General features: G+C 64.8%; 21 protein-coding genes and 1 tRNA gene. 15 read left to right on the top strand and 7 right to left on the bottom strand.

The genetic code is table 11. From position 1 onward, the window contains the following. The first annotated feature begins 6 nt into the window (after positions 1–6). From ARC78_RS11900 to radA, 7 genes are all read left to right on the top strand, one after another. Positions 7–82 (top strand) — tRNA-Thr (locus ARC78_RS11900). A gap of 277 nt (positions 83–359) precedes the next feature. Continuing rightward, positions 360–1,373, top strand: coding sequence for a ubiquinol oxidase subunit II (gene cyoA, locus ARC78_RS11895; protein WP_054657087.1), 1,014 nt, complete (start codon positions 360–362; stop codon positions 1,371–1,373). Between the two features lie 2 nt (positions 1,374–1,375). Then, a complete protein-coding gene (gene cyoB, locus ARC78_RS11890; protein ID WP_054657085.1) occupies positions 1,376–3,373 on the top strand; it encodes a cytochrome o ubiquinol oxidase subunit I in 1,998 nt (665 codons plus the stop codon). Continuing rightward, positions 3,370–4,002: a cytochrome o ubiquinol oxidase subunit III gene (gene cyoC / locus ARC78_RS11885; RefSeq protein WP_054657083.1), complete on the top strand. Its 633-nt coding sequence runs from the start codon at positions 3,370–3,372 to the stop codon at positions 4,000–4,002. The genes cyoB and cyoC overlap by 4 nt, the downstream gene beginning before the upstream one ends. Continuing rightward, positions 4,002–4,343 (top strand): cytochrome o ubiquinol oxidase subunit IV, encoded by a 342-nt coding sequence (cyoD, locus tag ARC78_RS11880; protein ID WP_054657081.1) that lies wholly within the window; start codon positions 4,002–4,004, stop codon positions 4,341–4,343. Before cyoC ends, cyoD begins: the two co-directional genes overlap by 1 nt. Before the next feature lie 96 nt (positions 4,344–4,439). Continuing rightward, complete coding sequence (locus tag ARC78_RS11875) at positions 4,440–5,120, top strand: lysoplasmalogenase (RefSeq protein ID WP_057506382.1); 681 nt, start codon at positions 4,440–4,442, stop codon at positions 5,118–5,120. A 31-nt stretch (positions 5,121–5,151) separates the two neighbouring features. Next, a complete protein-coding gene (gene radA / locus ARC78_RS11870; RefSeq protein ID WP_054657078.1) occupies positions 5,152–6,546 on the top strand; it encodes a DNA repair protein RadA in 1,395 nt (464 codons plus the stop codon). Between the two features lie 15 nt (positions 6,547–6,561). Here radA and ARC78_RS11865 read toward each other — a convergent pair whose 3' ends face one another. Next, the gene (locus ARC78_RS11865) at positions 6,562–7,353 is read right to left on the bottom strand and encodes a cytochrome C assembly family protein (protein ID WP_057506381.1); all 792 of its coding nucleotides are present in this window, start codon (positions 7,351–7,353) and stop codon (positions 6,562–6,564) included. A 110-nt stretch (positions 7,354–7,463) separates the two neighbouring features. On the opposite strand from ARC78_RS11865, the gene ffh reads away from it, so the two are divergent. From ffh to rplS, 7 genes are all read left to right on the top strand, one after another. Beyond that, a complete protein-coding gene (gene ffh / locus ARC78_RS11860; protein WP_057506380.1) occupies positions 7,464–8,843 on the top strand; it encodes a signal recognition particle protein in 1,380 nt (459 codons plus the stop codon). 89 nt (positions 8,844–8,932) lie between these two features. Then, the gene (locus tag ARC78_RS11855; protein ID WP_057506379.1) at positions 8,933–10,003 is read left to right on the top strand and encodes an NAD(P)H-dependent flavin oxidoreductase; all 1,071 of its coding nucleotides are present in this window, start codon (positions 8,933–8,935) and stop codon (positions 10,001–10,003) included. 5 nt (positions 10,004–10,008) lie between these two features. Next, positions 10,009–10,794, top strand: a complete 786-nt coding sequence (locus ARC78_RS11850) for an aminotransferase class IV (protein WP_054659047.1) — start codon at positions 10,009–10,011, stop codon at positions 10,792–10,794. A gap of 116 nt (positions 10,795–10,910) precedes the next feature. Then, positions 10,911–11,171 (top strand): 30S ribosomal protein S16, encoded by a 261-nt coding sequence (gene rpsP, locus ARC78_RS11845; protein WP_054659045.1) that lies wholly within the window; start codon positions 10,911–10,913, stop codon positions 11,169–11,171. A gap of 40 nt (positions 11,172–11,211) precedes the next feature. Next, entirely contained in the window at positions 11,212–11,727 is a 516-nt protein-coding gene (rimM, locus tag ARC78_RS11840) for a ribosome maturation factor RimM (protein ID WP_054659043.1), read from the top strand. A gap of 5 nt (positions 11,728–11,732) precedes the next feature. Continuing rightward, positions 11,733–12,509: a tRNA (guanosine(37)-N1)-methyltransferase TrmD gene (trmD, locus tag ARC78_RS11835; protein ID WP_054659041.1), complete on the top strand. Its 777-nt coding sequence runs from the start codon at positions 11,733–11,735 to the stop codon at positions 12,507–12,509. 138 nt (positions 12,510–12,647) lie between these two features. Then, positions 12,648–13,046 carry a 50S ribosomal protein L19 gene (rplS, locus tag ARC78_RS11830; protein ID WP_057506378.1) on the top strand — a complete coding sequence of 133 codons (399 nt, stop codon included), beginning with the start codon at positions 12,648–12,650 and terminating at the stop codon, positions 13,044–13,046. Positions 13,047–13,402: 356 nt separating this feature from the next. On the opposite strand, the gene ARC78_RS11825 is transcribed toward rplS, so the two are convergent. Then, entirely contained in the window at positions 13,403–14,896 is a 1,494-nt protein-coding gene (locus ARC78_RS11825; protein ID WP_054659039.1) for an MATE family efflux transporter, read from the bottom strand. Positions 14,897–15,002: 106 nt separating this feature from the next. On the opposite strand from ARC78_RS11825, the gene ARC78_RS11820 reads away from it, so the two are divergent. Further along, entirely contained in the window at positions 15,003–15,410 is a 408-nt protein-coding gene (locus ARC78_RS11820; RefSeq protein ID WP_054659037.1) for an RNA-binding S4 domain-containing protein, read from the top strand. A gap of 94 nt (positions 15,411–15,504) precedes the next feature. Here the strand turns inward: ARC78_RS11820 and ARC78_RS11815 are convergent, their stop codons facing one another. The 5 genes from ARC78_RS11815 to ARC78_RS11795 all read right to left on the bottom strand — a co-directional run bounded on the left by ARC78_RS11815 (position 15,505) and on the right by ARC78_RS11795 (position 23,697). Continuing rightward, on the bottom strand, positions 15,505–16,113 hold the full coding sequence (locus ARC78_RS11815) for a DUF937 domain-containing protein (protein ID WP_054659035.1): 609 nt from the start codon (positions 16,111–16,113) through the stop codon (positions 15,505–15,507). A 171-nt stretch (positions 16,114–16,284) separates the two neighbouring features. After that, positions 16,285–17,934: a catalase gene (locus ARC78_RS11810; RefSeq protein WP_057506377.1), complete on the bottom strand. Its 1,650-nt coding sequence runs from the start codon at positions 17,932–17,934 to the stop codon at positions 16,285–16,287. Positions 17,935–18,313: 379 nt separating this feature from the next. Beyond that, positions 18,314–20,869, bottom strand: a complete 2,556-nt coding sequence (gene mutS / locus ARC78_RS11805; protein WP_057506393.1) for a DNA mismatch repair protein MutS — start codon at positions 20,867–20,869, stop codon at positions 18,314–18,316. A 127-nt stretch (positions 20,870–20,996) separates the two neighbouring features. Next, positions 20,997–22,115, bottom strand: a complete 1,119-nt coding sequence (locus tag ARC78_RS11800; RefSeq protein ID WP_083468374.1) for a metallophosphoesterase — start codon at positions 22,113–22,115, stop codon at positions 20,997–20,999. Between the two features lie 142 nt (positions 22,116–22,257). Further along, entirely contained in the window at positions 22,258–23,697 is a 1,440-nt protein-coding gene (locus ARC78_RS11795) for a GGDEF domain-containing protein (protein WP_054657345.1), read from the bottom strand. Between the last annotated feature and the right edge of the window lie 127 nt (positions 23,698–23,824).

Genomic DNA, 23,824 nt, shown 5'->3' with positions numbered 1-23,824 from the left:
GCCTTCGCCGGAATAGCTCAGTTGGTAGAGCGGCGCATTCGTAATGCGTAGGTCGTAGGTTCGATTCCTATTTCCGGCACCAGTAAACAAGAACGCCGACTGTCCGCAGTCGGCGTTCTTGTTTTTACGCGCCGCGTGCGTCTGGTGCGACAACATGTCGCATGCCGGAAATGGCGATTCTTGTGCGAAATCATTGTCAACGGCTTTCTTAAGCAGTGCGTGAAGGCCTAAAATTGCGGGGCTGAAATCTGGCAGTCCTGTGTACGTGTTCCCCCCGGCGGGCAATCCCCGGGTGGTCGTCCGCGCAAGTGCGCTAAGGGGTTGTCGGGCTGAGCACTCCCTCGCAATTGGATCGACCGATGATTCCGTTGAAAACTCTTGGACGCATGCTGCGTCCGGGCTTAATTGTCGCGATGGCCGTCTTGATGACGGGCTGCGACTGGTCCTTGTTTGACCCCAAGGGTCATATCGCCCGTGAAGAACTCACGCTGCTGATCACCTGTACGGTGCTGATGCTGCTGGTGGTGATTCCGGTGATCATCATGACGCTGGTGTTTGCATGGAAGTACCGTGCCAGCAATACCAGTGCCCGTTATGAGCCGAAGTGGTCGCATTCCACCGCCATCGAAGTGGTGGTGTGGTCGATCCCGTGCATGATCGTGCTGGTACTGGCGGTGCTGACGTGGCGTTCTTCGCACGCGTTGGATCCGTACAAGCCGCTGGAATCGGACAAGAAGGCCATCACCATCGAGGCGGTTTCGCTCGACTGGAAGTGGCTGTTCATCTATCCGGAAGAAAACGTGGCTGTGGTCAACGAGCTGACCTTCCCGGTCGGTGCGCCGCTGAACTTCAAGCTGACCTCCGATACGGTGATGAATGCGTTCTTCATTCCGCACCTCGGCAGCATGGTGTACTCGATGGCGGGCATGGAAACCAAGCTGCATCTGATTGCCGATGAAGCCGGCTCGTTCGATGGCATGTCATCGCATTACAGCGGTGCGGGTTTCAACAAGATGCATTTCAAGGCCCATGCCGTTACCGATGAGCAGTACCAGCAATGGTTGGCCAAGGTCCGTGCCGAAGGTTCGGTGCTGGATCAGGCCTCGTTGACCGAGTTGGGTGCCCAGAAGAACCACGACTGGTTCCCGGTGACCTACTACGCCAGCACGCAGGCGGGCCTGTTCGACGCGATGATCGCTCGGCACATGGGTGACAACCATCACTACGGTATGAAACACGACCGTAGCGATGCCGCGGCAAATGGCGTGAGCCATGAAGGTCACGATGCCGGCGATACCGCACCGCAGGCTGAACACCACTCAGGCGAGCACGCTGCAGCCGGTCATGCCGGTCACAGCGGCTCGGGAGAATGACAATGTTGGGAAAACTCTCGTTTGAGGCGATTCCACACGACCCGATCATCATCACCACCTTGATCGGCGCCACGCTGGTCGGTCTGCTGGTGCTGGCGCTGATCACCAAGGCGAAGTTGTGGGGTTATCTGTGGAAGGAGTGGTTCACTTCGGTGGATCACAAGAAGATCGGCGCGATGTACCTCATCGTCGCTTTCGTCATGTTGCTGCGCGGCTTTGCCGACGCGATCATGATGCGCACGCAGCAGGCAATGGCTGCCGGCGGAAATGAAGGTTTCCTGCCGCCACATCACTACGACCAGATCTTCACCGCCCATGGCGTGATCATGATCTTCTTCGTGGCGATGCCGCTGATCACCGGCCTGATGAACCTGGTCGTGCCGCTGCAGATCGGTGCGCGCGACGTTGCGTTCCCGTTCCTGAACTCCCTCAGCTTCTGGCTGTTCATGGCAGGCACCGCCCTGATCATGATCTCGCTGGGCGTGGGTGAGTTTGCCGCGACCGGCTGGCTGGCGTTCCCGCCGTTGTCGGGGCTGGAGTACAGCCCGGGTGTGGGTGTGGACTACTACATCTGGGGTCTGCAGGTTGCCGGTCTGGGTACGACGCTGAGCGGCATCAACTTCCTGGTGACCATCCTGAAGATGCGTACCCCGGGCATGCCGCTGATGAAGATGCCGGTGTTCTCCTGGACCGCACTGGTCACCAACGTGCTGATCATCGCCGCGTTCCCGGTGCTGACCATCACCCTGGTGCTGCTGACCCTGGACCGCTACCTGGGCATGCACTTCTTCACCAACGATGCTGGCGGCAACGCCATGCTGTACATCAACCTGATCTGGATCTGGGGTCACCCGGAGGTCTACATCCTGGTGATGCCGGCGTTCGGTGTGTTCTCTGAAGTGATCGCCACCTTCTCGCGCAAGACCCTGTTCGGCTACAAGGGCATGGTCTACGCCACCGCGGCGATCGGCGTGCTGTCGTTCCTGGTGTGGCTGCACCACTTCTTCACCATGGGCTCGGGTGCCAACGTCAATGCCTTCTTCGGCATCACGACGATGATCATCTCGATCCCGACCGGCGTGAAGATCTTCAACTGGTTGTTCACGATGTACCGTGGCCGCGTGCACTTCACCTCGCCGGTGCTGTGGACGATCGGTTTCATGGTCACCTTCGTCATCGGCGGCATGACCGGCGTGATGCTGGCGATTCCGGCGATCGACTTCGTGTTGCACAACTCGCTGTTCCTGATCGCGCACTTCCACAACGTCATCATTGGCGGCGTGGTGTTCGGCATGTTTGCCGGTATCACCTACTGGTTCCCGAAGATGTTCGGCTTCAAGCTGGATGAGACCTGGGGCAAGCGTGCGTTCTGGTGCTGGTTCATCGGTTTCTATGTCGCCTTCATGCCGCTGTACGCACTGGGCTTCATGGGTGTCACGCGCCGTCTGCAGAGCTATCCGAACACCGACCACCAGCCGTTCTTCATCGTGGCGATGATCGGTGCGTTCATCATCGGCGCGGGCATCCTGTGCCAGTTCATCCAGATCATCGTGTCGATCCGTGATCGCAAGAAGAATGTGGACCTGACCGGCGATCCGTGGGACGCCCGTACCCTGGAGTGGGAGACCACTTCTCCGGTGCAGTTCTACAACTTCGCTGTATTGCCGAAGGGTGAAGAGCTGGATGATTTCTGGGAACGCAAGCAGCGTGGCGAAGCCTGGCCGAAGCCGGCCAAGTACAGCGATATCCACATGCCGCGCAACACCGGCGCCGGTGTCGTGATCGGTGCCTTCAGCCTGGTGTTCGGTTTCGCGATGATCTGGCACATCTGGTGGCTGGCCATCGTTGGCCTGGTCGGCATGATCGCCAGCTTTATCGTCCGCACCTTCGACAAGGACGTGGATTACTGGGTGCCTGCGGCTGAAGTCGAACGTATCGAGAATGAGCACCGCAAGCACCTGATCGCTCAGGGGCTGGTGAAGACCGAGGTGAAGGCATGAGCACAAACGCCCACACGATGACCCACGGTTCGGCCGCAGACGCGGCCGGCCATGAGCACGAGCACCATCACGACGCCGGCGAAAGCACCGTTTTCGGCTTCTGGGTGTACCTGATGAGCGATCTGCTCATCTTCGCCACCCTGTTCGTGACCTATGTGGTTCTGGCCGGCGCGACCAATGGTGGCCCGGGTGCCAAGGAACTGTTCGACCTGAAGTTCGTGGCCGGTGAAACCGCGCTGCTGCTGGTGTCCTCGCTGACCTTCGGTCTGGGCATGATCGCCATGCACCAGAAGAAGATGGGCCAGATGTTCGGCTGGCTCGGCTTCACCTGGCTGCTGGGCGCCGGCTTTATGGCCATGGAAATCTGGGAGTTCAATCACCTGGTGCACCAGGGCTATGGCCCGGACCACAGTGCGTTCCTGTCGGCGTTCTTCGCGCTGGTCGGCACCCACGGCTTGCACGTGACCGCCGGCCTGCTGTGGCTGCTGGTGATGTTCGTCCAGCTCAAGCAGAACGGCCTGACCGAGACCAACAAGACCCGCATGGCGTGCCTGAGCCTGTTCTGGCACTTCCTGGATCTGGTCTGGATCGGCGTGTTCTCTGTCGTCTATCTGTCGGGAGCCCTCTGATGTCCGCACATGACAATCACGACCATGCCGCCGGTGGCTCCAGCCACGGCAGCGTCAAGTCCTACCTGACCGGCTTCGTGCTGGCGGCAGCGCTGACCATCATCCCGTTCTGGGCGGTGATGAGTGGCGGCCTGTCCTCGACCTTTGCCACCGCCATGGTGATTCTGGTCGCCGGCGTGCTGCAGCTGCTGGTGCACCTGGTGTTCTTCCTGCACCTGGACCGCTCCTCGGCCGCACGCTGGAACGTCAATGCAGGTCTGTTCACCCTGGTGGTGATCGGCATCATTCTCGCCGGCACGATGTGGGTGATGTGGAACATGAACTACCACATGATGCACTGAGTGGGCTGACGCTCCTCGCCGACAAAGGCCGCCGCAAGGCGGCCTTTGTTTTTTCCGGCAGCGGGGCGATGCTGTGCGAAAAAAGGGGGGGGTGCGATGGGCGGACGCAAGGTGCTGACGGCAGGAATCGTGATCGCCGCCGCAGGCGCGATCCTGGGGGGTATGGCGGGTGGTGCCTGGCTGCCGCTGCACTACGTAGGCAAGCCACTGGCGACACTGCTGATCCTGGGCGTGGCGGCCACCGCGGTCGATGCCGACAGACGGTATCGCCGGTGGATTGTGCTGGGGCTGGTGTTCTCGCTGATGGGCGATGTATGGCTGATGCTGCCCGGGGACTATTTCGTCGCCGGGCTGATCGCGTTCCTGCTGGCGCATCTGGCCTATATCAGCGCCTTCCTGCCGGGGTTGCATCGGCGCGCGGCGCTGCCGGCGGCGTTGTGCCTGGCTGCGTACGCGGTGGGGTATGTGTGGCTGCTGTGGCCCTATCTGCCCGCTGCGTTGCGACTGCCGGTGCTGGTTTACGTGGGGGTGCTGGCGTTGATGGCGATCGCGGCCCTGGGGCGGCGCCTGCAGCAGCCGGTGCGTGGTGCGTCGCGCGACTCGAGCGGTCGGGCGGCGCTGGGGGGAGTGCTGTTCATCGCCAGTGATTCGGTACTGGCCTGGGACCGCTTCACCGGTGGCGTGCCGCTGGCCCTGTTGCTGGTTCTGTCCACTTACTACCTGGCGCAATGGTGCATTGCCTGTTCGGTCTCAGCCAGCGCGAATCGCCCGCGCTAAAGTAGCCGGCCATCCCTTCACGGAACCGGCAATGGCCAAGACCCAGAGCAAGGCCCGCACCGCGTATGTCTGCGGCGAATGTGGCGCGGAGTACAGCAAGTGGCAGGGCCAGTGCACCGAGTGCGGCGTCTGGAACGTGCTCAGCGAGATCGTGCTGGAAAGCGCGGCGGCGGCGAAATCGCCGGCCTCGCGCCGCAGTGGCTGGGCTGGCAAGGTCGAGGCGCCGAAGATCACCGCGCTGAAGGATGTCCAGCAGACCGATCATCTGCGTGTGTCCACCGGTATCGGCGAGTTCGACCGGGTGCTGGGTGGCGGTCTGGTCGAAGGCGCAGTGGTGCTGGTGGGGGGAGATCCGGGTATCGGCAAATCCACGTTGCTGTTGCAGGCGGTGGCGAAGATGGCTGGCACGCTGCCGGTGCTCTATGTCACTGGCGAGGAGTCGCTGGCGCAGGTGGCCGGTCGCGCAGTACGTCTGGACCTGCCGCTGGAAGGCGTCAATGCACTGGCTGAAACCGGCGTCGAGCACATCCTGCAGCACGCCGCCAGCGCACGCCCGAAGTTGATCGTGGCCGACTCGGTGCAGACCCTGTGGACCGAGACGGTGACCGCCGCGCCCGGTTCGGTCAGCCAGGTGCGCGAGAGCGCCGCCCGTCTGGTGCGCTTCGCCAAGGAGACCGGTACCGCCGTGTTTCTGGTCGGGCATGTGACCAAGGAAGGCGGCATCGCCGGGCCGCGCGTGCTGGAGCACATGGTCGATGCAGTGCTGTATTTCGAAGGTGAGAGCGGCAGCCGCTTTCGCGTGCTGCGCGCGTTCAAGAACCGCTTTGGTGCGGTCAACGAGCTCGGGGTATTCGCGATGGGGGAAAAGGGCCTGAAGGAAGTGCCCAATCCCTCGGCTATCTTTCTCTCCGGTGGCAGTACCCGACAGCCGGGCAGCTGTGTGATGGTCACGCGCGAGGGCACCCGTCCCTTGCTGGTGGAGGTGCAGGCGCTGGTGGATTCCTCGCCGTTGTCCAATCCGCGCCGGGTAGCGGTAGGGCTGGAGCAGAACCGGCTGGCGATGCTGCTGGCGGTATTGCACCGGCATGGGGGCGTGCTGGTTGGTGACCAGGACGTGTTCGTCAATGTGGTCGGAGGCATCCGCGTGCAGGAAACCGCGGTGGACCTGCCGGTGCTGCTGGCGGTGCTGTCCTCGCTGCAGGACCGGCCGCTGGCCGACAAGACCATCGCCTTCGGCGAGGTCGGCTTGTCCGGGGAGATCCGGCCCGTGCCCAATGGCGAGGACCGGCTGCGCGAGGCGGCCACGCATGGTTTCAAGCGTGCCATCGTGCCCAAGGCCAACGCGCCCAAGGCCGGATCGGTCAAGGGCATGGAAGTGATCGCGGTGGAGCGTCTGTCGCAGGCACTGGAAGCGGCGGCGGAATGACGTCGCCGCAATCGATCAGCCGCGTTTGAGCACCAGTTCGATGACGAATTGGCTGCCGAAGAAGGCCAGCAACAACAGCACCATCGCGCTCAGTGTCCAGTGCACGGCCTTGATGCCACGCCAGCCATAACGGCGCCGGCCGATCAGCAAGGTGCCGAACACGATCCACGACAGCACGCTGAGCACGGTCTTGTGCACCAGCTTCTGCGCCAACAGGTTGTCGACGAACAGCACGCCGGTGAGCAGGGTCAGGGTCAGCAGGCTGAAGCCTACGGTGATCGTGCGGAACAGCAGGGTTTCCAGGTCCGCCATCGGTGGCAGCGCACGCAGCCAGGGGCGGAACTCGCGCTGCCGCAGTGCGCGTTCCTGCAGCCACAGCATCATCGCCAGCAGCGCGGCGATACTCAGCGTGGCATAGGACAGCAATGCCAACCACGCATGGGTGGCCAGCTGCCAGCCCAGCGCCTTGCTCGGTGCATGCCCGTAGCTGTGGTAGATGACCAGCAGGATCGCGGCCAACGGAAACGCCACCACGCCCAGTGCCGCCATGCGTCCGCGTGCACCCACCAGAGTCGTCAGCAGCGCCATGCCCAGCCCGACCAGCGACAGTGCGGCGAAGAAGTGCATGTCCGGGCCGCCGACAGTGTTCAGCGCCACCAGCACGTGATAACCGGCGTGCAGGACTTCCGCGGTGACGGCCGGGACGAGCCAGCCGCGCGGTGGAGCGCTGGCGCCGGCTGTCAGTCCGCGGATCAGCAGGCCTGTAGCCAATAGGTAGAGCAGGGCGGCAATGAGAACGATTGTCATCGCAACAGTTTCGCATACGGGCCTGCCGCTGGCGATGCGAACCGGCGATCGCGGCGAGGGGTCGTTATACTTGCCCACTCTGTTTCCACGATTTCCGCAGGTTCCGCCGCATGTTCGAGTCACTGACCCAGCGCCTTTCCGGCACCATCGAGCGCCTGCGTGGGCGCGGCCGTTTGACCGAGGAAAACATCCGCGAGGCCACCCGCGAGGTGCGCATCGCCCTGCTGGAGGCCGATGTCGCCCTGCCGGTGGTGCAGGCGCTGGTCGAGAAGATCAAGATCCGTGCGGTCGGTCAGGAAGTGCTCAAGTCGCTGACCCCGGGCCAGGCGCTGATCAAGGTCGTGCGCGACGAGCTGACCGCGGTGATGGGCTCGCAGGCGTCCGATCTGAACCTCAATGTGCCGGCGCCGGCCATCATCCTGATGGCGGGCCTGCAGGGTGCGGGCAAGACCACCACCGTGGGCAAGCTGGCCAAGCACCTGAAGGAAAAGCGCAAGAAGAAGGTGATGGTGGTCTCGGCCGACGTCTACCGTCCGGCCGCCATCGAGCAGTTGAAGACGCTGGCCGACCAGGTCGGCGTACTGTTCTTCCCGTCCAGCCCGGAGCAGAAGCCGGTGGACATCGTCCGCGCCGCCATCGATGACGCGCGCAAGTCCTTCGCCGATGTGCTGCTGGTCGATACCGCCGGCCGTCTGGCCATCGACGAAGCGATGATGGCCGAAATCCAGGCCCTGCATGCCGCGGTCAACCCGGCCGAGACCCTGTTCGTGGTCGATGCCATGACCGGCCAGGACGCGGCCAACACCGCCAAGGCCTTCGGCGAGGCGCTGCCACTGACCGGCGTAGTGCTGACCAAGACCGACGGTGACGCCCGTGGTGGTGCCGCGCTGAGCGTGCGCTACATCACCGGCAAACCAATCAAGTTCACCGGTACCGGTGAAAAGGTCGACGGCCTGGATGTGTTCCATCCCGAGCGTGTGGCCAGCCGCATCCTCGACATGGGCGACGTGCTGTCGCTGGTGGAGCAGGTCGAGCAGCAGGTCGACAAGGACAAGGCGCAGAAGCTCGCCGAGAAGGTCGCCAAGGGCAAGAAGTTCGACCTGAACGACATGCGCGACCAGTTGGAGCAGATGCAGAACATGGGCGGCATCGGTGGCCTGATGGACAAGCTGCCGGGCCTGGGACAGATCCCCGAGCACCTCAAGGCGCAGGTCAGCCAGAGCAAGGAAGTGCCACGCATGATCGCCATCATCAACTCGATGACCAAGAAGGAGCGGCGCAATCCGGGCCTTCTGAACGGTTCGCGTCGTGCCCGCATCGCGCGCGGCTCCGGCACCCAGCCGGCCGACGTCAACAAGCTGATGAAGCAGTACATGCAGATGGAAAAGATGATGGGCAAGCTGGCCGGTGGCGGCATGAAGGGCATGATGCGCAACATGAAGGGCATGCTCGGCGCCATGGGGGGGCGTGGCGGCCTGCCGTTCCGCTGATCCGGCCGACGGCGGGGCGCTGCAGGCCGCGCAGGGAGCCTGCGATAACGCGTGCCCGTGGTTTCCCCACACCTGTATAGGGTTTTGTAATGACTCCCGGTATCCGGCAGCGCGTTGATCGTTTCTGCCAGCGCTTCGGCGTTGGCTTGCCGGTGCTGCTGGCGCCCATGGCAGGCGCCTGCCCGGTGTCGCTGTCGGCGGCGCTGACCAATACCGGCGGCATGGGCGCGATGGGCGCGGTGCTGTCCACGCCGGAACAGATCGGCCAGTGGATGGCGGCGTTCCGCGCGCAATCGTCGGGTCCGGTGCAGATCAATCTGTGGCTGCCCGATCCTGTGCCGCAGCGTGATGCGGCCGCTGAGGCGGCCACGCGCGGATTTCTCGCGCAGTGGGGGCCGCCCGTGCCGGTGGCTGCCGGTGACGCGGTGCCGCCTGATTTCGCTGCCCAGTTCGAGGCGCTGGTCGCCGCTCGCCCTGCGGTGGCCTCGACCATCATGGGTATCTTTTCCAAGGAACAGGTGCAGCGGCTGAAGGCGGCAGGGATCGCCTGGTTCGCCTGCGCCACAACCCTGGATGAAGCCATGCAGGCGCAAGCGGCCGGTGCCGATGCGGTGGTCGCGCAGGGCATGGAGGCCGGCGGTCATCGCGGCGCGTTCGATGCCGCGCAGGCCGAGCGGCAGATGGTGGGCCTGTTCGCGCTGCTGTCGCGTCTGGTCGATCATTTGCAGGTGCCGGTAATCGCTGCGGGCGGCATCGCCGACGGGCGCGGGGTTGCAGCGGCATTGATGCTGGGCGCCAGTGCGGTGCAGGTGGGCATCGCGTTTCTGGCCGCCGATGAGTCCGATATCCCGGTTGCCTGGCGGCAGGGCTTGGCCGCCGCGGAGCCGGAGGCCACCTGCGCGACCCGGGCATTCAGTGGCCGTCTGGGACGTGCGCTGGCTACTGCCTATGTGCGGGCGGCCGACGCGGGCGATGTACCGCCGCCGCGCCCATATCCGGTGCAGCGCGGGCTTACCGCCCCGATGCGGCAACAGGCTGCTATCGACAACCGGCTGGACGCGATGCAGGCCTGGGCCGGCCAGTCGGCATGGATGGCGCGCAGCGCACCGGCGGCAGGAATCCTGCGTTCGCTGTGGACGCAGGCAAGGGAATTGCTGTGAGCGGAATGTTCTGCAACGGCGAGCCGGTGGATGCGGCGCTGGTCAGTGCGGCGCTGGTCAATTACGGGCACTTCACTTCATTGCAGGTACGCGGCGGCGCGGTACAGGGCTGGGCGCTGCATATGCAGCGATTGCAGCAGGGGACGCGCGAGCTGTTCGACGCGACGCTGGATGAAGGGCAGTTGCGGGCTTGGTTGCGGCAGGCATTGCAACATGGCGAGCTGGTGGATGCCTCGGTGCGGATCACGGTATTCGCGCGGGATTTCGACTTCCGCCGGCCATTGCGCGCAGTACCGGTGGATGTGCTTATAGCGGTCGGTGCACCGGCCGCGAGGCCGGCCCTGGCGCGCTCGGTGCTGCCGCTGGCCTATCAGCGTGATCTGCCGCATATCAAGCATCTTGGAACGTTTCCGCTTTTCCACCATCGCCGCCAGGCCGTGCAGCAGGGTTTCGACGACGCGGTATTTGTCGATACGGCCGGCCGGATCAGCGAGGGCAGCACCTGGAACATCGTTTTCTGGGATGGCGCCCAGGTGGTCTGGCCGCAGGCGGCGGCTCTGCGCGGCACCACCGAACAGCTGCTGGTTGACGGCCTGCAGTGGCAAGGTGAGCGGCAGCTCCGCCGGGAGGTGATGCTGGATGCGCTTGCAGCGTTCCGCGGTGCCGCCGCCTGCAACGCAAGCGGTGTGTGGTCGTTGGCGCGGATCGGCGATCAGCGCTTCGGCGGCTCGGACGAGTTGCTCCTGCGCTTGCAGCAGGCACAGGCCCATGCCGCCTGGCAGCCGCTGTAGGCGAGGGTGCCGGTTCAGTTTTTGCGGGTGGCCGGGGTTGGAATGGAGCAATAGCGCCGCTATAATCGCCGGCTTACCGCGCCATCCTGGCGACTGGGCAACAAAGGAAAACGACCATGGTCAAGATTCGACTGACCCGCGGCGGCGCGAAGAAGCGTCCGTTCTACCACATCATCGTCACCGACGTCCGTAGCGCCCGCGACGGCCGCAACATCGAGCGCGTCGGTTACTACAATCCGGTTGCCCAGGGTGCAGAGCAGCGCATCGTGCTGGACATCGCCAGCGTCGACAAGTGGGTTGCCAACGGCGCCCAGATGACCGACAAGGTCCGCAACCTGTACAAGGAAGCGACCAAGTCTCAGGCCGCTGCGGCCTGATTCTGACGGGCCACGCGAAAGCGTGGCCCAGTCACAAGTCATGAAGAAAGATTCTGAGCGCCGGATCCTGCTGGGCAGGGTTGCCGGCGCTTTTGGTGTGCGCGGCGAAATAAAGCTCGAGTCCTGGACCGAGCCGCGTTCCGCTATTTTCAACTACCAGCCTTGGATTCTGCGTACTCCTGCAGGGCAGGAATCCGAGTTGAGCGGCGTACGTGGCCGTGATTCCGGCAAGCATCTGGTTGCGAGCTTCCCGGGCGTGACCGACCGCGATGTGGTCGAAGCCATGCGTGGCACCGAGGTCTATGTCGCCCGCAGTGCGCTGCCACCGCCCAAGCCCGACGAGTATTACTGGGTCGACCTGGAAGGTCTGGACGTGCAGACAGTGGAGGGGGTCAAGCTGGGGCAGGTCTCGCATCTGTTCAGTACCGGCTCCAACGATGTGCTGGTGGTGCGCGGCGACCGCGAGCGCATGATCCCGTTCGTGATGGACGACTTCGTCAAATCGGTCGATTTCGATGCCGATTTGATCGTCGTCGACTGGGATCCGGAGTTCTGAGTCCCATGCGTGTGGATGTGATCAGCCTGTTTCCGGAGTTTCTGGCCCAGTCGGCCGCGCTTGGCGTGGTCGGGCGGGCCCAGGAGCGCGGCTTGCTGGAGCTGCATGGCTGGAATCCGCGCGATTACGCCGAGGGCAATTACCGGCGGGTGGATGACCGTCCATTCGGTGGTGGCCCTGGCATGGTGATGCTGATCGAGCCGCTGCGGGCTGCGTTGGCGGCCGCGCGTGCCGCCGATCCACAGCCGGCGCCGCTGATCTACCTCAGCCCGCAGGGGCGTCCGCTGAGCCAGGCCAAGGTCCGGGAACTGGCGGCGCTGCCACGGATGATCCTGCTCTGTGGTCGCTATGAGGGCGTGGACGAGCGCTTTATCGCCAGCGAGGTGGACGAGGAGATCTCTATCGGTGATTACGTGCTGTCGGGCGGCGAGCTGGGCGCGGCGGTGATCATCGACGCGGTGACCCGCCTGCAGGAGGGAGCCTTGAACGACGCCGAATCGGCGGTGCAGGACAGTTTCGAGGGCGATGGCCTGCTGGATTGCCCGCATTACAGCCACCCCGCCAGCCATGCGCTGGGGAACGTGCCGGAAGTGTTGCGATCAGGAAACCATGCCGCCATTGCCCGCTGGCGTCGGCAGCAGTCATTGCTCCGGACGGCCTTGCGGCGGCCTGATCTGCTCGATGAGGCCGGGCTGGGCAAGGCTGACCGCAAGCTGCTGGCCGAGGCTGTGGCAGGTCTGGAAATCCAGACACCGCCTACTGGCGCCGACGGCAGCCAGTAGGCTATAATTGCCGATTCCCGCCAGCCGATATCGACTGGTGATGGAGACAAAACAACAAACGTGCAGCGCAATCCGGTGACTGCATCAGTCCAAGCTGTCGAATCGACACGCCCACCCGAAAACAATCGGTGTAATCCAATGAGCAAGCTGAACAAGTCCATCGTCGCGGAATTCGAATCCGCCCAGATCACCCGCGAACTGCCGAAATTCAGCCAGGGCGACACCGTCGTGGTGAACGTGAAGGTCAAGGAAGGCAACCGCGAGCGCGTGCAGGCCTACGAAGGCGTCGTGATCGGCACCAAGAATGCCGGCCTGAACTCCGCTTTCACCGTGCGCAAGATCTCGCACGGCTACGGCGTCGAGCGCGTGTTCCAGACCCACAGCTCCATCATCGACTCGGTCGAAGTGAAGCGCCGCGGCAAGGTCCGTTCCGGCAAGCTGTACTACCTGCGTGGCCTGGAAGGCAAGAAGGCGCGCATCAAGGAAGACCTGGCCGGCAACGCCCGCGCCAAGGCCGCCCGTCAGGCTGCCGAGTAATACCCGCCGGCTGGTTCAAACCCAGTCTGCAGCAACGGCCACCTTCGGGTGGCCGTTTGCGTTTATGGCAGAACAGATACTTCCGGGCGGAGGTGGAAGCCGGCGCGAGTTGGGGGTGGCTTCCTGCTGGCAGTGGCGTTATCGCTGTATCAGGAGGGGATGTTTTGTCCAGTGCGGTAGCAGCTTGGCTGGATCTGACCGGTTCAGTGCGTTGTCGGCCGGCTGATCGCGGGCGCATGGTTTGGCCGTCGTTTGCCGGCGCGCGACGCGCGCTGGAGTCCTCACGATCTCCCGCATCGCACTGAATCCGGAATCTCCCGGCACAGGCTGCTGCACCTGGACACGGCGTCCGGGGATCAGCGTGCTGTCGTATCGCCGGGAGCAGGTTCCATCCCAAGGCCGATATCGACATCGGCCACGGGCGCCGGGGGCGCGGCGCCGATCTCCGCCGGCGTGGCCACAGTGTCGGTCTCGGGCGTGACCAGCATGCTCGCCTTGCGCCAGTTTCCCCAGCGGTAATAGGCCATGATCATCAGCATCGAGCAGAACGCACTGACCGGGAAGCTCCACCAGATCGCATCGGCCCCCATCAGCGGTTGCAGCCATTTGGCGAAGGGCACACGGATGCCCCACATCGCCACGGCCAGGATCAGCAGCGGCGGCACCACCGCACCGGTGGAGCGCACCACGCCGGCAACCACGAAGTTCACCCCAAAGAACAGGAACGACCAGACCGCGATGTGGTTCAGGTGGCGGCCGATCTCCAGTGACTGGCTGGCCGCCGGCAGGAACAGCGCCAGCGTGCTGCGATCGAACAGGATGATCGGTGCGATCAGCGCGCCGGTAAGCAGGAAATTGAACAACACACCGGTCCGCGCGGTGGAATCTACCCGCTCCCAGCGGCCGGCACCCACATTCTGCGCGGCCATGGACGAGCAGGCCGCACCGATGGCCATCGCCGGCATCTGCACATAGGTCCACAGCTGCAGCGCGGCGCCATAGGCCGAGGCGGTTTCTACGCCATAGCCGTTGACCATGGTGATCATCATGATCATTGCCAGCGAGATCAGGATCATCTGCAGGCCCATCGGCACGCCCTTGAGGATCAGTGAGGTGAGGATGACCGGGTCGATTTTCAGCAGCCGGGCATCCTTTCGGCCCAGCCACAGCATGTGCCGCTTGTTGCGCAGATACAGCAGCAGCGCGGTCAGCGCCAAGGCCTGCGAGAAGAACGTGGCCCATGCCGAGCCGGCCACGCCCAGTTCGGGGAACGGACCGATCCCGAAGATCAGCAGCGGATTGAAGGCGATATCCAGCAGCACGGCCAGCAGCAGGAAGCCGAATGGCGTGCGTGCATCGCCGGCGCCACGCAACGCGGCACTGATAAAGGCGAAGGCGTACAGCAGCGGCATCGCCAGAAAAATCACTTTCAGATACGCGTCAGCCAGCGGCAGCGATTCGGCCGGGGTGCCCATCGCCAACAGCAGCCGGTGCGACAGGAACCAGCCCAGTACCGCAATCACGGCCGAAAGACCGACGAAAAAGGTGGCGCTGGTACCCATCACCCGGCGCGCCTGCGGCAGATTCCTGGCACCGATGGACTGGCCGATCAGGATCGTGGCGGCCATGCCGATGCCGAACACCGAACCGATCAGGAAAAACATGATGTTGTTGGCGTTGGCCGTCGCGGTGAGTGCGGCCTCGCCCAGGAACTTGCCGACCCAGATCGCATTGACCGAGCCATTCAGCGACTGGGCGATGTTGCCCGCCAGAATAGGCAGCGCGAACAGCAGCAGGCTGCGCCCGATCGGGCCTTCGGTCAGTGAGCGGGCATGCGTGGCTTTCGACATGGATGCGGCTGCCGGTTTCGGGGCTGGCACACTATCACCTTGCAGATGAGGGGGCCGAAGGCGGGTATCCACCGCCCGGTCACAAATTGGAGGCCGGGGCACTAAGATGAATCACCCAGCAGTTCCCGTGGAGAGTATCCGCCTGGATGTGTGGCTGTGGGCCGCGCGCTTCTTCAAGACCCGGAGCCTGGCCAAACAGGCGGTGGACACCGGCAAGGTCGAGGTGGACGGACAGCGACCCAAATCTTCGCGGGCGATACGGATAGGCGATGATTTGCGCGTGCAGCGTGGCGAAGAGGTGGTCCAGCTCAATGTGCGCGGGCTGAGTGATAGCCGTGGACCGGCACCGGTAGCGCAGGCGCTTTACGAGGAGACCGCTGCATCGAAACAGGCGCGCGAAGCGCTGCGCCTGCGCCGTGCTGCGGAGCGGACCGGCTATCAGGCGCCGGAACATCGTCCGGACAAGCGCGCGCGCCGGCTGATCCGGGCGTTGGGGGATATTGACGCGCATTAGCGTCGAGCAGCGCGGGCTGCTGTCACCCGATGCGGATCTTCAACAACGGAACGCCACCGGAGCGGTGGCGTTGATTTGTGAGTGGCAGTGAGGTTCAGCGTTTGCCGCTGCCGAGCAGGCCGCTGCCCAGCTTGATCAGGTCGGCGACACCGAACTGGCCGTCGCCGTCCTGGTCCAGCACGCTGCCGAGCAGCCCACCCGCGATGCCCCCAGCCTGCGACACCTGCTGTTTTTCCTGGCCCAGAATCTGCGCCAGGCCGTCCGCGTTGGCTGTGCCCCCGCCGCTCATGCGCTGGGCGATGAAGGCCATCACGATGGGTGCCAGGATTTTCAGCAGCTGGCTCGACGTGCCCGGGCTCAGGCCGGTGGCCTGGGCCAGGCCGGCTTCGGCGCGGGCCTGGTTGCTGCCGAAGATGTGGTCGAGGATGCCGGCGCCATTGGCGGCCGGAGTCGCGCTATTGCCGCCCAGTACCGCGCCCAGCACGCTGCCGATGTCCAGGCCGCTGTGATTGTTCTGGAGGGCGCCGAACAGGGCCTCGGCGCCCTGCGGCTTGGCCGCGTTGTTGCCCAGGGCGCCCATCAGCAGCGGCAGCGCCGCGCTGACCGCGGTGGACGCCTGCTGGCGGTCAATGCCCAGTTGCTGCGAAACCTGTTGCAGCGGTGCGCCCTGCAACTGGGAGAGGAGATCGTCGGTCAGGCTCATCGGCACGGATCCTTGCGGTGGGAGGCTGTTTGCATGGTACCCCCGGGCACGGGCGGAAGAGCCAGGGCAGAGGCGGCTGCGGGAAGAAGGTCTGCAGCGTGGCGCGGTCCGGAAGCACCACCGCCCGCGCTGGGCGGGCGGTGATGGCAGGGAAGTGCCGGTCGTTGGTGCTTACAGCTCGATGTCTTCGGCGCCCGGGGTGGCGGTGGGGAAATCGCTGCCCGGGTGCGGCGGGGGCGCGAATGGATCGGCCGGGGCAGCTGCCGCGGCCAGCTTCTGCAGCGCCGCCGCGATGCCGGCACCATAGGCCGGGTCGGCCTTGTTGCAGTTGTCGATGTGGCGCTGCTTGATGAAGTCCGGCGCATCGCCCAGGGCGCGGGCGGTGTTGTCGAACAGGCGCTGCTTCTGCTCGGCGCTGTAGCTGCGGAACAGCGCGCCCGGCTGGCTGAAGTAGTCGTTGTCGTCTTCGCGGAAGTTCCAGAAGTCGGCATCGCCACGGATCTTCAATGCCGGCTCGCGGTACTGCGGTTGTTCCTGCCACTGGCCGTAGCTGTTGGGCTCGTAATGTGGCAGACCGCCGTAGTTGCCATCCACACGCATGGCGCCATCGCGATGGTTACTGAATACCGGGCAGCGGGCGGCGTTGACCGGGATCTGGTGGTGGTTGACGCCCAGCCGGTAACGCTGCGCATCGGTGTAGGCGAACAGGCGTGCCTGCAGCATCTTGTCCGGCGACGGACCAATACCCGGGACGAGGTTGCTCGGGGCGAAGGCCGACTGCTCCACATCCTGGTACCAGTTCACCGGGTTGCGGTTGAGTTCGAACTCGCCCACCTCGATCAACGGGTAATCGCTCTTGGGCCAGACCTTGGTCAGGTCGAACGGATGGATGCGGTAGGTTTCCGCTTCCAGCTCCGGCATGACCTGCACGAACAGCTTCCACTTCGGGAACTCGCCGCGCTCGATCGCCTGGAACAGGTCGCGGCCATGGCTTTCGCGGTCTTTGCCGACCAGCACTTCGGCCTGCGCATCGGTCAGCGCCTGCACGCCCTGCTGGGTGATGAAATGGAACTTCACCCAGAAGCGCTCGCCGCCTTCATTGGTGAAGCTGTAGGTGTGCGAGCCGAAGCCGTTCATATGGCGGAAGCTGCGCGGGATGCCGCGGTCGCTCATCACCACGGTGACCTGCATCAGGGCTTCCGGCAGCAGTGTCCAGAAGTCCCAGTTGTTGCGGGCGCTGCGCAGGTTGGTGTGCGGGTCGCGCTTGACCGCCTTGTTGAGGTCGCCGAACTTGCGCGGATCACGCAGGAAGAACACCGGGGTGTTGTTGCCGACCAGGTCCCAGTTGCCTTCCTCGGTGTAGAACTTCAGCGCGAAGCCCCGGATGTCGCGCTCGGCGTCGGCGGCGCCACGCTCGCCGGCCACGGTGGTGAAGCGGGCGAACATCTCGGTCTGCTTGCCCACCGCCGAGAAGAGCTTGGCGCGGGTGTACTTGCTGATGTCATGGGTGACGGTGAAGGTGCCGAATGCACCGGAGCCCTTGGCGTGCATGCGACGCTCGGGAATGATCTCGCGGTTGAGGTTGGCCAGCTTCTCCAGCAGCCACACGTCTTCCATCAGCAACGGGCCGCGCGGGCCGGCGGTCTTGCTGTTCTGGTTGTCCACCACCGGCGCACCGAAGGCGGTGGTCAGCGGCGTTACCGCCGCGTCGCCATGCTGCTGCTTGGGGGTGGTGCTGGTGTCACGCTGCGACTGTGCGGCCTGCTCGGGGGAGGGGGCGCTGTGGTACGGACAGGTCGGCTTGGTGTCGTTGCTGCTCATGGCTGGCTCCAGCGGGGCGGGGGATGGGTTTCCAGCCCTGACTGTAGCCATGCCGTGGTGAAATGGGTAATCGAATGATGTGCTCGCAGTGATAGTGATTGGCTATCAACGTTCCAATTGGAATTCGCGGGCCCTCTTGCTACCCGTGCCGGGCGGGGCAAGCGTTCGGTTGATGTGAAAATTTCGCGTAGCGGTAGCTGCCGGCGGCCTTCTCGACCACTCCGGTGTCGCAGATCGCAAACAAGGCGGTGCACAGAACCTGGCCTCGCGTGCGGGTTATCGACGTTGCGGTCTTGGAAACGCAAGGGCCGCACTGGGGCGGCCCTTCGTTAAGCGGTCGAGTGCAGGGCACGATCCCCGCGGATATCCGTCGCATCGATTACAGCAGGGATTTCACCCGGTACAGCGCTTCCAGCGCCTGTTTTGGAGTCAGTTCATCCGGGTCTATCGCCTGCAGGGCATCCAACGCTGCCGAACTCGGTGCGGCAAACAGACCAAACTGCTGTGGTGCATCCAATGCCTGGGGCGCCATGGCCGCGCTCTGGGTTTCGCCGCCGCGCTGTTCGAGCTCGGCCAGGCGGCGTCGTGCCTGCGCCACGGTGGCCTTGGGCAGCCCGGCCAGCGCGGCCACCTGCAGGCCGAAGCTGCGGTTGGCCGGGCCATCCTTCACTGCGTGCATGAACACCAGCGCCTCGCCATGCTCGACCGCATCCAAGTGCACGTTGGCGATGCCGCTGGCGCCCCCCTCGTGGCTTTCGTCGGCCAGCGCGGTCAGTTCGAAGTAGTGCGTGGCAAACAGGGTGTAGCAGCGGTTCTGGTAGGCCAGGTGGCGGGCCACCGCATCGGCCAGGGCCAAGCCGTCATAGGTCGAGGTGCCACGTCCGATTTCGTCCATCAACACCAGCGAGTGGGCGCTGGCATGGTGCAGGATGTAGCTGGTTTCGGCCATTTCCACCATGAAGGTGGATTGGCCCTTGGCCAGGTCGTCACCGGCGCCAATGCGGGTCAGGATGCGGTCGATCGGGCCGATCACCGCACGGCTGGCCGGCACGAAGCTGCCGATATGCGCCAGCAGCACGATCAGCGCATTCTGCCGCATGTAGGTCGACTTGCCGCCCATGTTCGGGCCGGTGATCACCAGCATGCGGCGGTCCGGATGCAGGTCCAGATCATTGGGCTCGAACGGCGCTTCGCGCACGGCTTCCACCACCGGATGACGTCCGCGTTCGATGCGCAGGCACGGTTCTTCCTGCAGCTGCGGCTGTGACCAGTCCAGCGCCTGCGCACGTTCGGCGAAGCCGGCCAGGACATCCAGTTCGCCGAGGGCGCCGGCGCAGCGCTTGAGCGGCTCCAGATGCACGGCAATGGTGTCGAGCAGGCCTTCGTACAGCAGTTTCTCTCGGCTGAGTGAACGTTCGCGGGCCGACAGCACCTTGTCCTCGAAGTTCTTCAACTCTTCGGTGATGTAGCGCTCGGCATTGGTCAGGGTCTGCCGGCGGGTGTAGTGCACCGGCGCCTTGTCGGCCTGGCCTTTGCTGATCTCGATGTAGTAGCCGTGTACCCGGTTGTAGCCGACCTTCAGCGTGGCAATGCCGCTGGCTTCGCGCTCGCGCAGCTCCAGATCGATCAGGAACTGGTCGGCATTGGTCGAGAGCCGGCGCAGCTCGTCCAGTTCGGCGTCGAAGCCTTCGGCGATCACGCCGCCGTCGGCAAGCTTCAGCGGCGGTTGTTCGGCGATCGCGCGGGCCAGCAGCTGCGCGCTTTCATCATGGGAGCCCAGTTCGGCGCGCAGCTGTTGCAGGCGCGGCGAATCCAGCGGCTGCAGTTGCGCGGCGATCGCCGGCAACAGCGCCAGACCGTCACGCAGCGTGGAAAAATCGCGCGGGCGTGCCGAGCGCAGCGCCATGCGGGTGAGGATGCGTTCGATATCACCCAGCGCGCGGAAGCTCTCGCGCAGATCGGCGTCGGCGCCGCGATCGATCAGTGTGGCGACCGCGTGGTGACGCTGCTGCAGCACCTCGCGCAGTCGCAGCGGACGGTGCAGCCAGCGCCGCAGCAGGCGCCCGCCCATCGGCGAGACGGTGCTGTCGAGTACACCGAGCAAGGTGTTGCGGGTGTCGCCGTCCACGCGCGTGTCCAGTTCCAGATGGCGGCGGGTGGCTGCGTTCATCGCGATCGCCTCACCGGCGTTTTCCATCGCGATGGAGGTCAGATGGGGCAGGCGCTGCTTCTGGGTTTCCTCGACATAGCCCAGCAACGCGCCGGCGGCGGCGGTCGCGCGCGGTTTGTCGTCGATACCGAAGCCGGAAAGATCATGCAGCTTGAAGAAATTCAACAGCTGGCGGCGGCCGCTGTCGGCATCGAACAGCCACGGCGCACGCCGCCGCACGCCGCTGCGCTGGCGCAGGAATTCCGGCCAGCCGTCTTCGTCGGGGACCAGCAGCTCGGCCGGTTCCAGGCGGGCCAATTCGGCTTCCAGTGCGTCGTCGCTGTCGACTTCGTTGACCAGGAAGCGGCCACCGGCCAGATCGGCCCAGGCCAGGCCGTAGCCGGCCTTGTTGCGCGAGATCGCCATCAGCAAGGTGTCGCGGCGCTCATCCAGCAAGGCCTCGTCGGTGACGGTGCCGGGCGTGACCACGCGCACCACCTTGCGTTCGACCAGGCCCTTGGCCAGCGCCGGATCGCCGATCTGCTCGCAGATAGCCACCGATTCGCCCAGTGCCACCAGCCGCGCCAGATAGCCTTCGAAGGAATGCACCGGCACGCCGGCCATCGGGATCGGCGCGCCGCCGGAGCTGCCACGCTGGGTCAGGGTGATATCCAGCAGGCGCGCGGCCTTGCGTGCATCGTCGTAGAACAGCTCGTAGAAATCGCCCATCCGGAAGAACAGCAGCAGGTCCGGGTAGTCGGACTTGGCGGCGAAAAACTGCTTCATCAGCGGGGTGTGTTCGGGCTTTTTCTCGGTCACGCGCTTTCCACTTCGATTGCCGGGCAGCCGGGCTGCCACAAAGGCGTCATTGTAGGGGCAGCCTGAGGGCGGGACGACGGCCGGGCTTGGCCGTTCAGTTGCCGCGGCCTTCGGCCAGCGGCACCCGCGAGCCGTCGAGCAGGCCGCGGCTGAGCTTGCCGTTCTCGATAAACAGCAGTTCGCCGTTCTCACCGTTCTTGATGCTGCTGTCGATGGCGATGATGCGATCACCGTGGAAGCTGCTCACGTGCGGCATCGAGGTGTGGCCGACCACGATCCGCCGCAGGTCCAGCTGCTCCAGCACCTGTTGCACGCCGGCAGTGTCCAGCTGGCCATCGAAATAGCCGCGGTACCAGATCGGGCTGGTCTTGCCGTCATACAGCGGGGCAAGCTTGGGATCGGCTTTCAGCTCGGCCCGGGGACGGCCGAGCGAAGCCCGGTAGGCGGCATTGGTGGCAGCCGGGTCCAGCGCCAGCTGGATCGCCTCGGGCGAAATGCCACCGTGCAGGAACAGGGTATCGCCAATGCGCAGCAGCACCGGGCGGGTGCGCAGCCATTGGCCGATCACCGAATCGGCGCCATACAGCTGCGGGTAGCTCTGGCCCAGCAGCTGCGCGCTGCGCAGATATTTGGGATTGACGTAGCTCAGGTTGTCGTAGAGCACCATCGTCTCGTGATTGCCGAGAACGAAGTGCACCGCGCCGCCCGCCTTTGCCGCCTGCTGCTGCAGGCTGTACAGCAGCCAGAACGCCTCGGTGACCTGCGGGCCACGATCAAACACGTCGCCAGCGATCACCAGCGTGTCGCGGCCCAGCGCCCAGCGGTCCTTGCCATCGATCACCTTGTTGGCGCGCAGCAGCTGCACCAGCAGCCCGTACTGGCCATGGATATCGGACAGGGCGACGATGCGGGCCGCGGCCGGCAGCGAGGAGGCTGAAGCCGGCAGTGGCTGCAGTACGGTCAGCGGGCGCGGGTAGCCGCACTGCGACGGAACCGGGGTAGTGGCGCGGCGGGCGAGCGTGCGCTCGACCACCCGGTCATTGCAGATCCATCGCGCCTGCAGTTGCCGCCCGTTGCGGAAGATGTAGGGACCGTCGCTGTCCACGTGCGCCGCCGGGGCGGAGAGCTCTCTGGCGCTGGCCACGCCGGGCAGCAGCAGGGTGGCGTGGAGCAGCAGGGCGGCCCAGCGGGTGGCGGTACGGGCAAATGACATGGACGACATCCGGCAGACGAGGGGCGGGCGGGGGGACATCCGCCACCCCATGCTACGTGGCCGCACGCGTGCGGGCATCGGCCATTGGTTGGCCCGGCCGGCGAAGGTAATGGGCTACCGGCCCTGCGCCGGCGCCGAGAAGTCAGCGGTTCTGAAGCGATGCACGGTCCGGGGCTTCCGGCAGGCTGTCGTCGGCCAGCACGATGCGGTTGCGGCCCTGTTTCTTGGCCTGGTACATCGCGGCATCGGCGCGTGCCATGACCCGTTCGTAATCCGGGTGCCCGTCATACAGGGCGACCCCGATGCTGGTGGTGATCGCCAATGGCTGGCCATCGGCCAGGAGCACGGGTGAATCGGAAATACGCCGGCACAGGCCATCGGCGATGACCAGCGCCTGACGCTCGTCCACCGCCACCAGCACCACCACGAACTCCTCGCCGCCATAGCGGAACACGTAGTCGCTGCCACGGGTGAACTGGCTGAGCATGCTGGCGATGTGCTGCAGGGCGCGGTCGCCGGCCTCATGGCCGTGCTGGTCGTTGATGCTCTTGAAGTGATCCAGATCCAGCAGCAACACCGCAAAGCCGGCCTTGTTCTTGTTCGCCAGCTCGATTTCCCGGCGCAGGACGGTCGGCAGGAAGCGGCGATTGAGCAGGTTGGTCAGGGCATCGCAACCGGCGTCCAGTTCGCCGATACGCTCGAACAGCATCCCCAGCAGGTTGCGTATCTGGCCGACGCGCGCCCGCACTTCCTGCAGATGGGCCGAACGCACCTTGAGGTCGCGCTTTGTATCCAGGGTGTCATGCAGGGTCTGGTCCACTGCGGCCATCAGCGCGCAGATCTGCTGGGTTTCGGAGCTTTCACCGAAGCTGGGAATGCCCTTGTGGGTCAGCCACAGGCCGAACTCGGAGCCGGCCAGCGACTGGAACTCCGGTGTCTCGTTCTGGCTGGCCAACGCATAAAGCAAGGTGTTTTCCCAGTCCAGCAGCAGGGCGCGCTGGCGTTCGCGCTCGGTACCCACGTTCTGCACCAGCGAGAACAGCCGGTATGCCGCATCGGTGCGCGAGGAGCGTTCGCGTGCATTGGAGTAGGCCAGGGTCATGCATTCCAGTGCGATGTCGAACGAGGCGGTAAGGCAGGCAACGGCGGCGTGCGCGTGTTCGCTGTGTCCGGCCTGCTCGCTGATCAGCTGGAAAAGCCGCTGTTTCAGCACCCGCATGCCGCGGGTCACCAGGTCGACGGGGATGCCGACCCGGGCGTGGACATCGCCCACCACCCGCTGGGCGGCGATCAGCGATTCCACCCGTTCCGGCGTGGCCAGCAGCAGGTCCCGCACCCAGCGCTGCATGGCCGGCTGCAGGCGCGTACGCACCTGGTCGTGTGACAGCAGCCGTGAGGCCCGCTTGTCATCCAGCATCACCTGATAGAAATGCACCGCCATTTCGGCTGCGCCGGTATCGGCAAGCTGGGCCAACACCTGCGTCGCGGCAGGGCCGGCTTCGGTCAGTCCACGTTGCCAGGCGGCAACCAGCGCCGGATTCTCGGTGTCGATAGCGGACGAAACGGCGGTAATGCTATGCATGACAGAGTGCGCGACTGCTCAAGGTAGGCAGGCGTTATCGGCAGAAAGGGCAAGTACTTTAGCGGTGAACCGGGATGGAGGTCACGGCTGGCGGGAACGAGGCAGGGGATTGGGACGGGAATAGCTG

The sequence above is a fragment of the Stenotrophomonas pictorum JCM 9942 genome, assembly GCF_001431585.1.
In the GTDB taxonomy this organism is placed as follows: Bacteria; Pseudomonadota; Gammaproteobacteria; order Xanthomonadales; family Xanthomonadaceae; genus Stenotrophomonas; species Stenotrophomonas pictorum.
Note: the sequence above shows the minus strand (reverse complement) of the source record. Positions and strands in the feature narration are given on the sequence as shown.

What these genes read in the sequence shown, in the direction of transcription:
- cyoC (WP_054657083.1), top strand. Translation starts at nt 3,370, where the DNA reads ATGAGCACAAACGCCCACACGATGACCCACGGTTCGGCCGCAGACGCG.
- ARC78_RS11815 (WP_054659035.1), bottom strand. Translation starts at nt 16,113, where the DNA reads ATGAGCCTGACCGACGATCTCCTCTCCCAGTTGCAGGGCGCACCGCTG.
- rimM (WP_054659043.1), top strand. Translation starts at nt 11,212, where the DNA reads ATGAAGAAAGATTCTGAGCGCCGGATCCTGCTGGGCAGGGTTGCCGGC.
- ARC78_RS11825 (WP_054659039.1), bottom strand. Translation starts at nt 14,896, where the DNA reads ATGTCGAAAGCCACGCATGCCCGCTCACTGACCGAAGGCCCGATCGGG.
- ARC78_RS11810 (WP_057506377.1), bottom strand. Translation starts at nt 17,934, where the DNA reads ATGAGCAGCAACGACACCAAGCCGACCTGTCCGTACCACAGCGCCCCC.
- ARC78_RS11850 (WP_054659047.1), top strand. Translation starts at nt 10,009, where the DNA reads ATGTTCTGCAACGGCGAGCCGGTGGATGCGGCGCTGGTCAGTGCGGCG.
- ARC78_RS11865 (WP_057506381.1), bottom strand. Translation starts at nt 7,353, where the DNA reads ATGACAATCGTTCTCATTGCCGCCCTGCTCTACCTATTGGCTACAGGC.
- cyoD (WP_054657081.1), top strand. Translation starts at nt 4,002, where the DNA reads ATGTCCGCACATGACAATCACGACCATGCCGCCGGTGGCTCCAGCCAC.
- rplS (WP_057506378.1), top strand. Translation starts at nt 12,648, where the DNA reads ATGAGCAAGCTGAACAAGTCCATCGTCGCGGAATTCGAATCCGCCCAG.
- rpsP (WP_054659045.1), top strand. Translation starts at nt 10,911, where the DNA reads ATGGTCAAGATTCGACTGACCCGCGGCGGCGCGAAGAAGCGTCCGTTC.
- cyoB (WP_054657085.1), top strand. Translation starts at nt 1,376, where the DNA reads ATGTTGGGAAAACTCTCGTTTGAGGCGATTCCACACGACCCGATCATC.
- ARC78_RS11795 (WP_054657345.1), bottom strand. Translation starts at nt 23,697, where the DNA reads ATGCATAGCATTACCGCCGTTTCGTCCGCTATCGACACCGAGAATCCG.
- ARC78_RS11820 (WP_054659037.1), top strand. Translation starts at nt 15,003, where the DNA reads ATGAATCACCCAGCAGTTCCCGTGGAGAGTATCCGCCTGGATGTGTGG.
- trmD (WP_054659041.1), top strand. Translation starts at nt 11,733, where the DNA reads ATGCGTGTGGATGTGATCAGCCTGTTTCCGGAGTTTCTGGCCCAGTCG.
- ARC78_RS11800 (WP_083468374.1), bottom strand. Translation starts at nt 22,115, where the DNA reads ATGTCATTTGCCCGTACCGCCACCCGCTGGGCCGCCCTGCTGCTCCAC.
- ARC78_RS11855 (WP_057506379.1), top strand. Translation starts at nt 8,933, where the DNA reads ATGACTCCCGGTATCCGGCAGCGCGTTGATCGTTTCTGCCAGCGCTTC.
- ffh (WP_057506380.1), top strand. Translation starts at nt 7,464, where the DNA reads ATGTTCGAGTCACTGACCCAGCGCCTTTCCGGCACCATCGAGCGCCTG.
- radA (WP_054657078.1), top strand. Translation starts at nt 5,152, where the DNA reads ATGGCCAAGACCCAGAGCAAGGCCCGCACCGCGTATGTCTGCGGCGAA.
- mutS (WP_057506393.1), bottom strand. Translation starts at nt 20,869, where the DNA reads ATGAAGCAGTTTTTCGCCGCCAAGTCCGACTACCCGGACCTGCTGCTG.
- ARC78_RS11875 (WP_057506382.1), top strand. Translation starts at nt 4,440, where the DNA reads ATGGGCGGACGCAAGGTGCTGACGGCAGGAATCGTGATCGCCGCCGCA.
- cyoA (WP_054657087.1), top strand. Translation starts at nt 360, where the DNA reads ATGATTCCGTTGAAAACTCTTGGACGCATGCTGCGTCCGGGCTTAATT.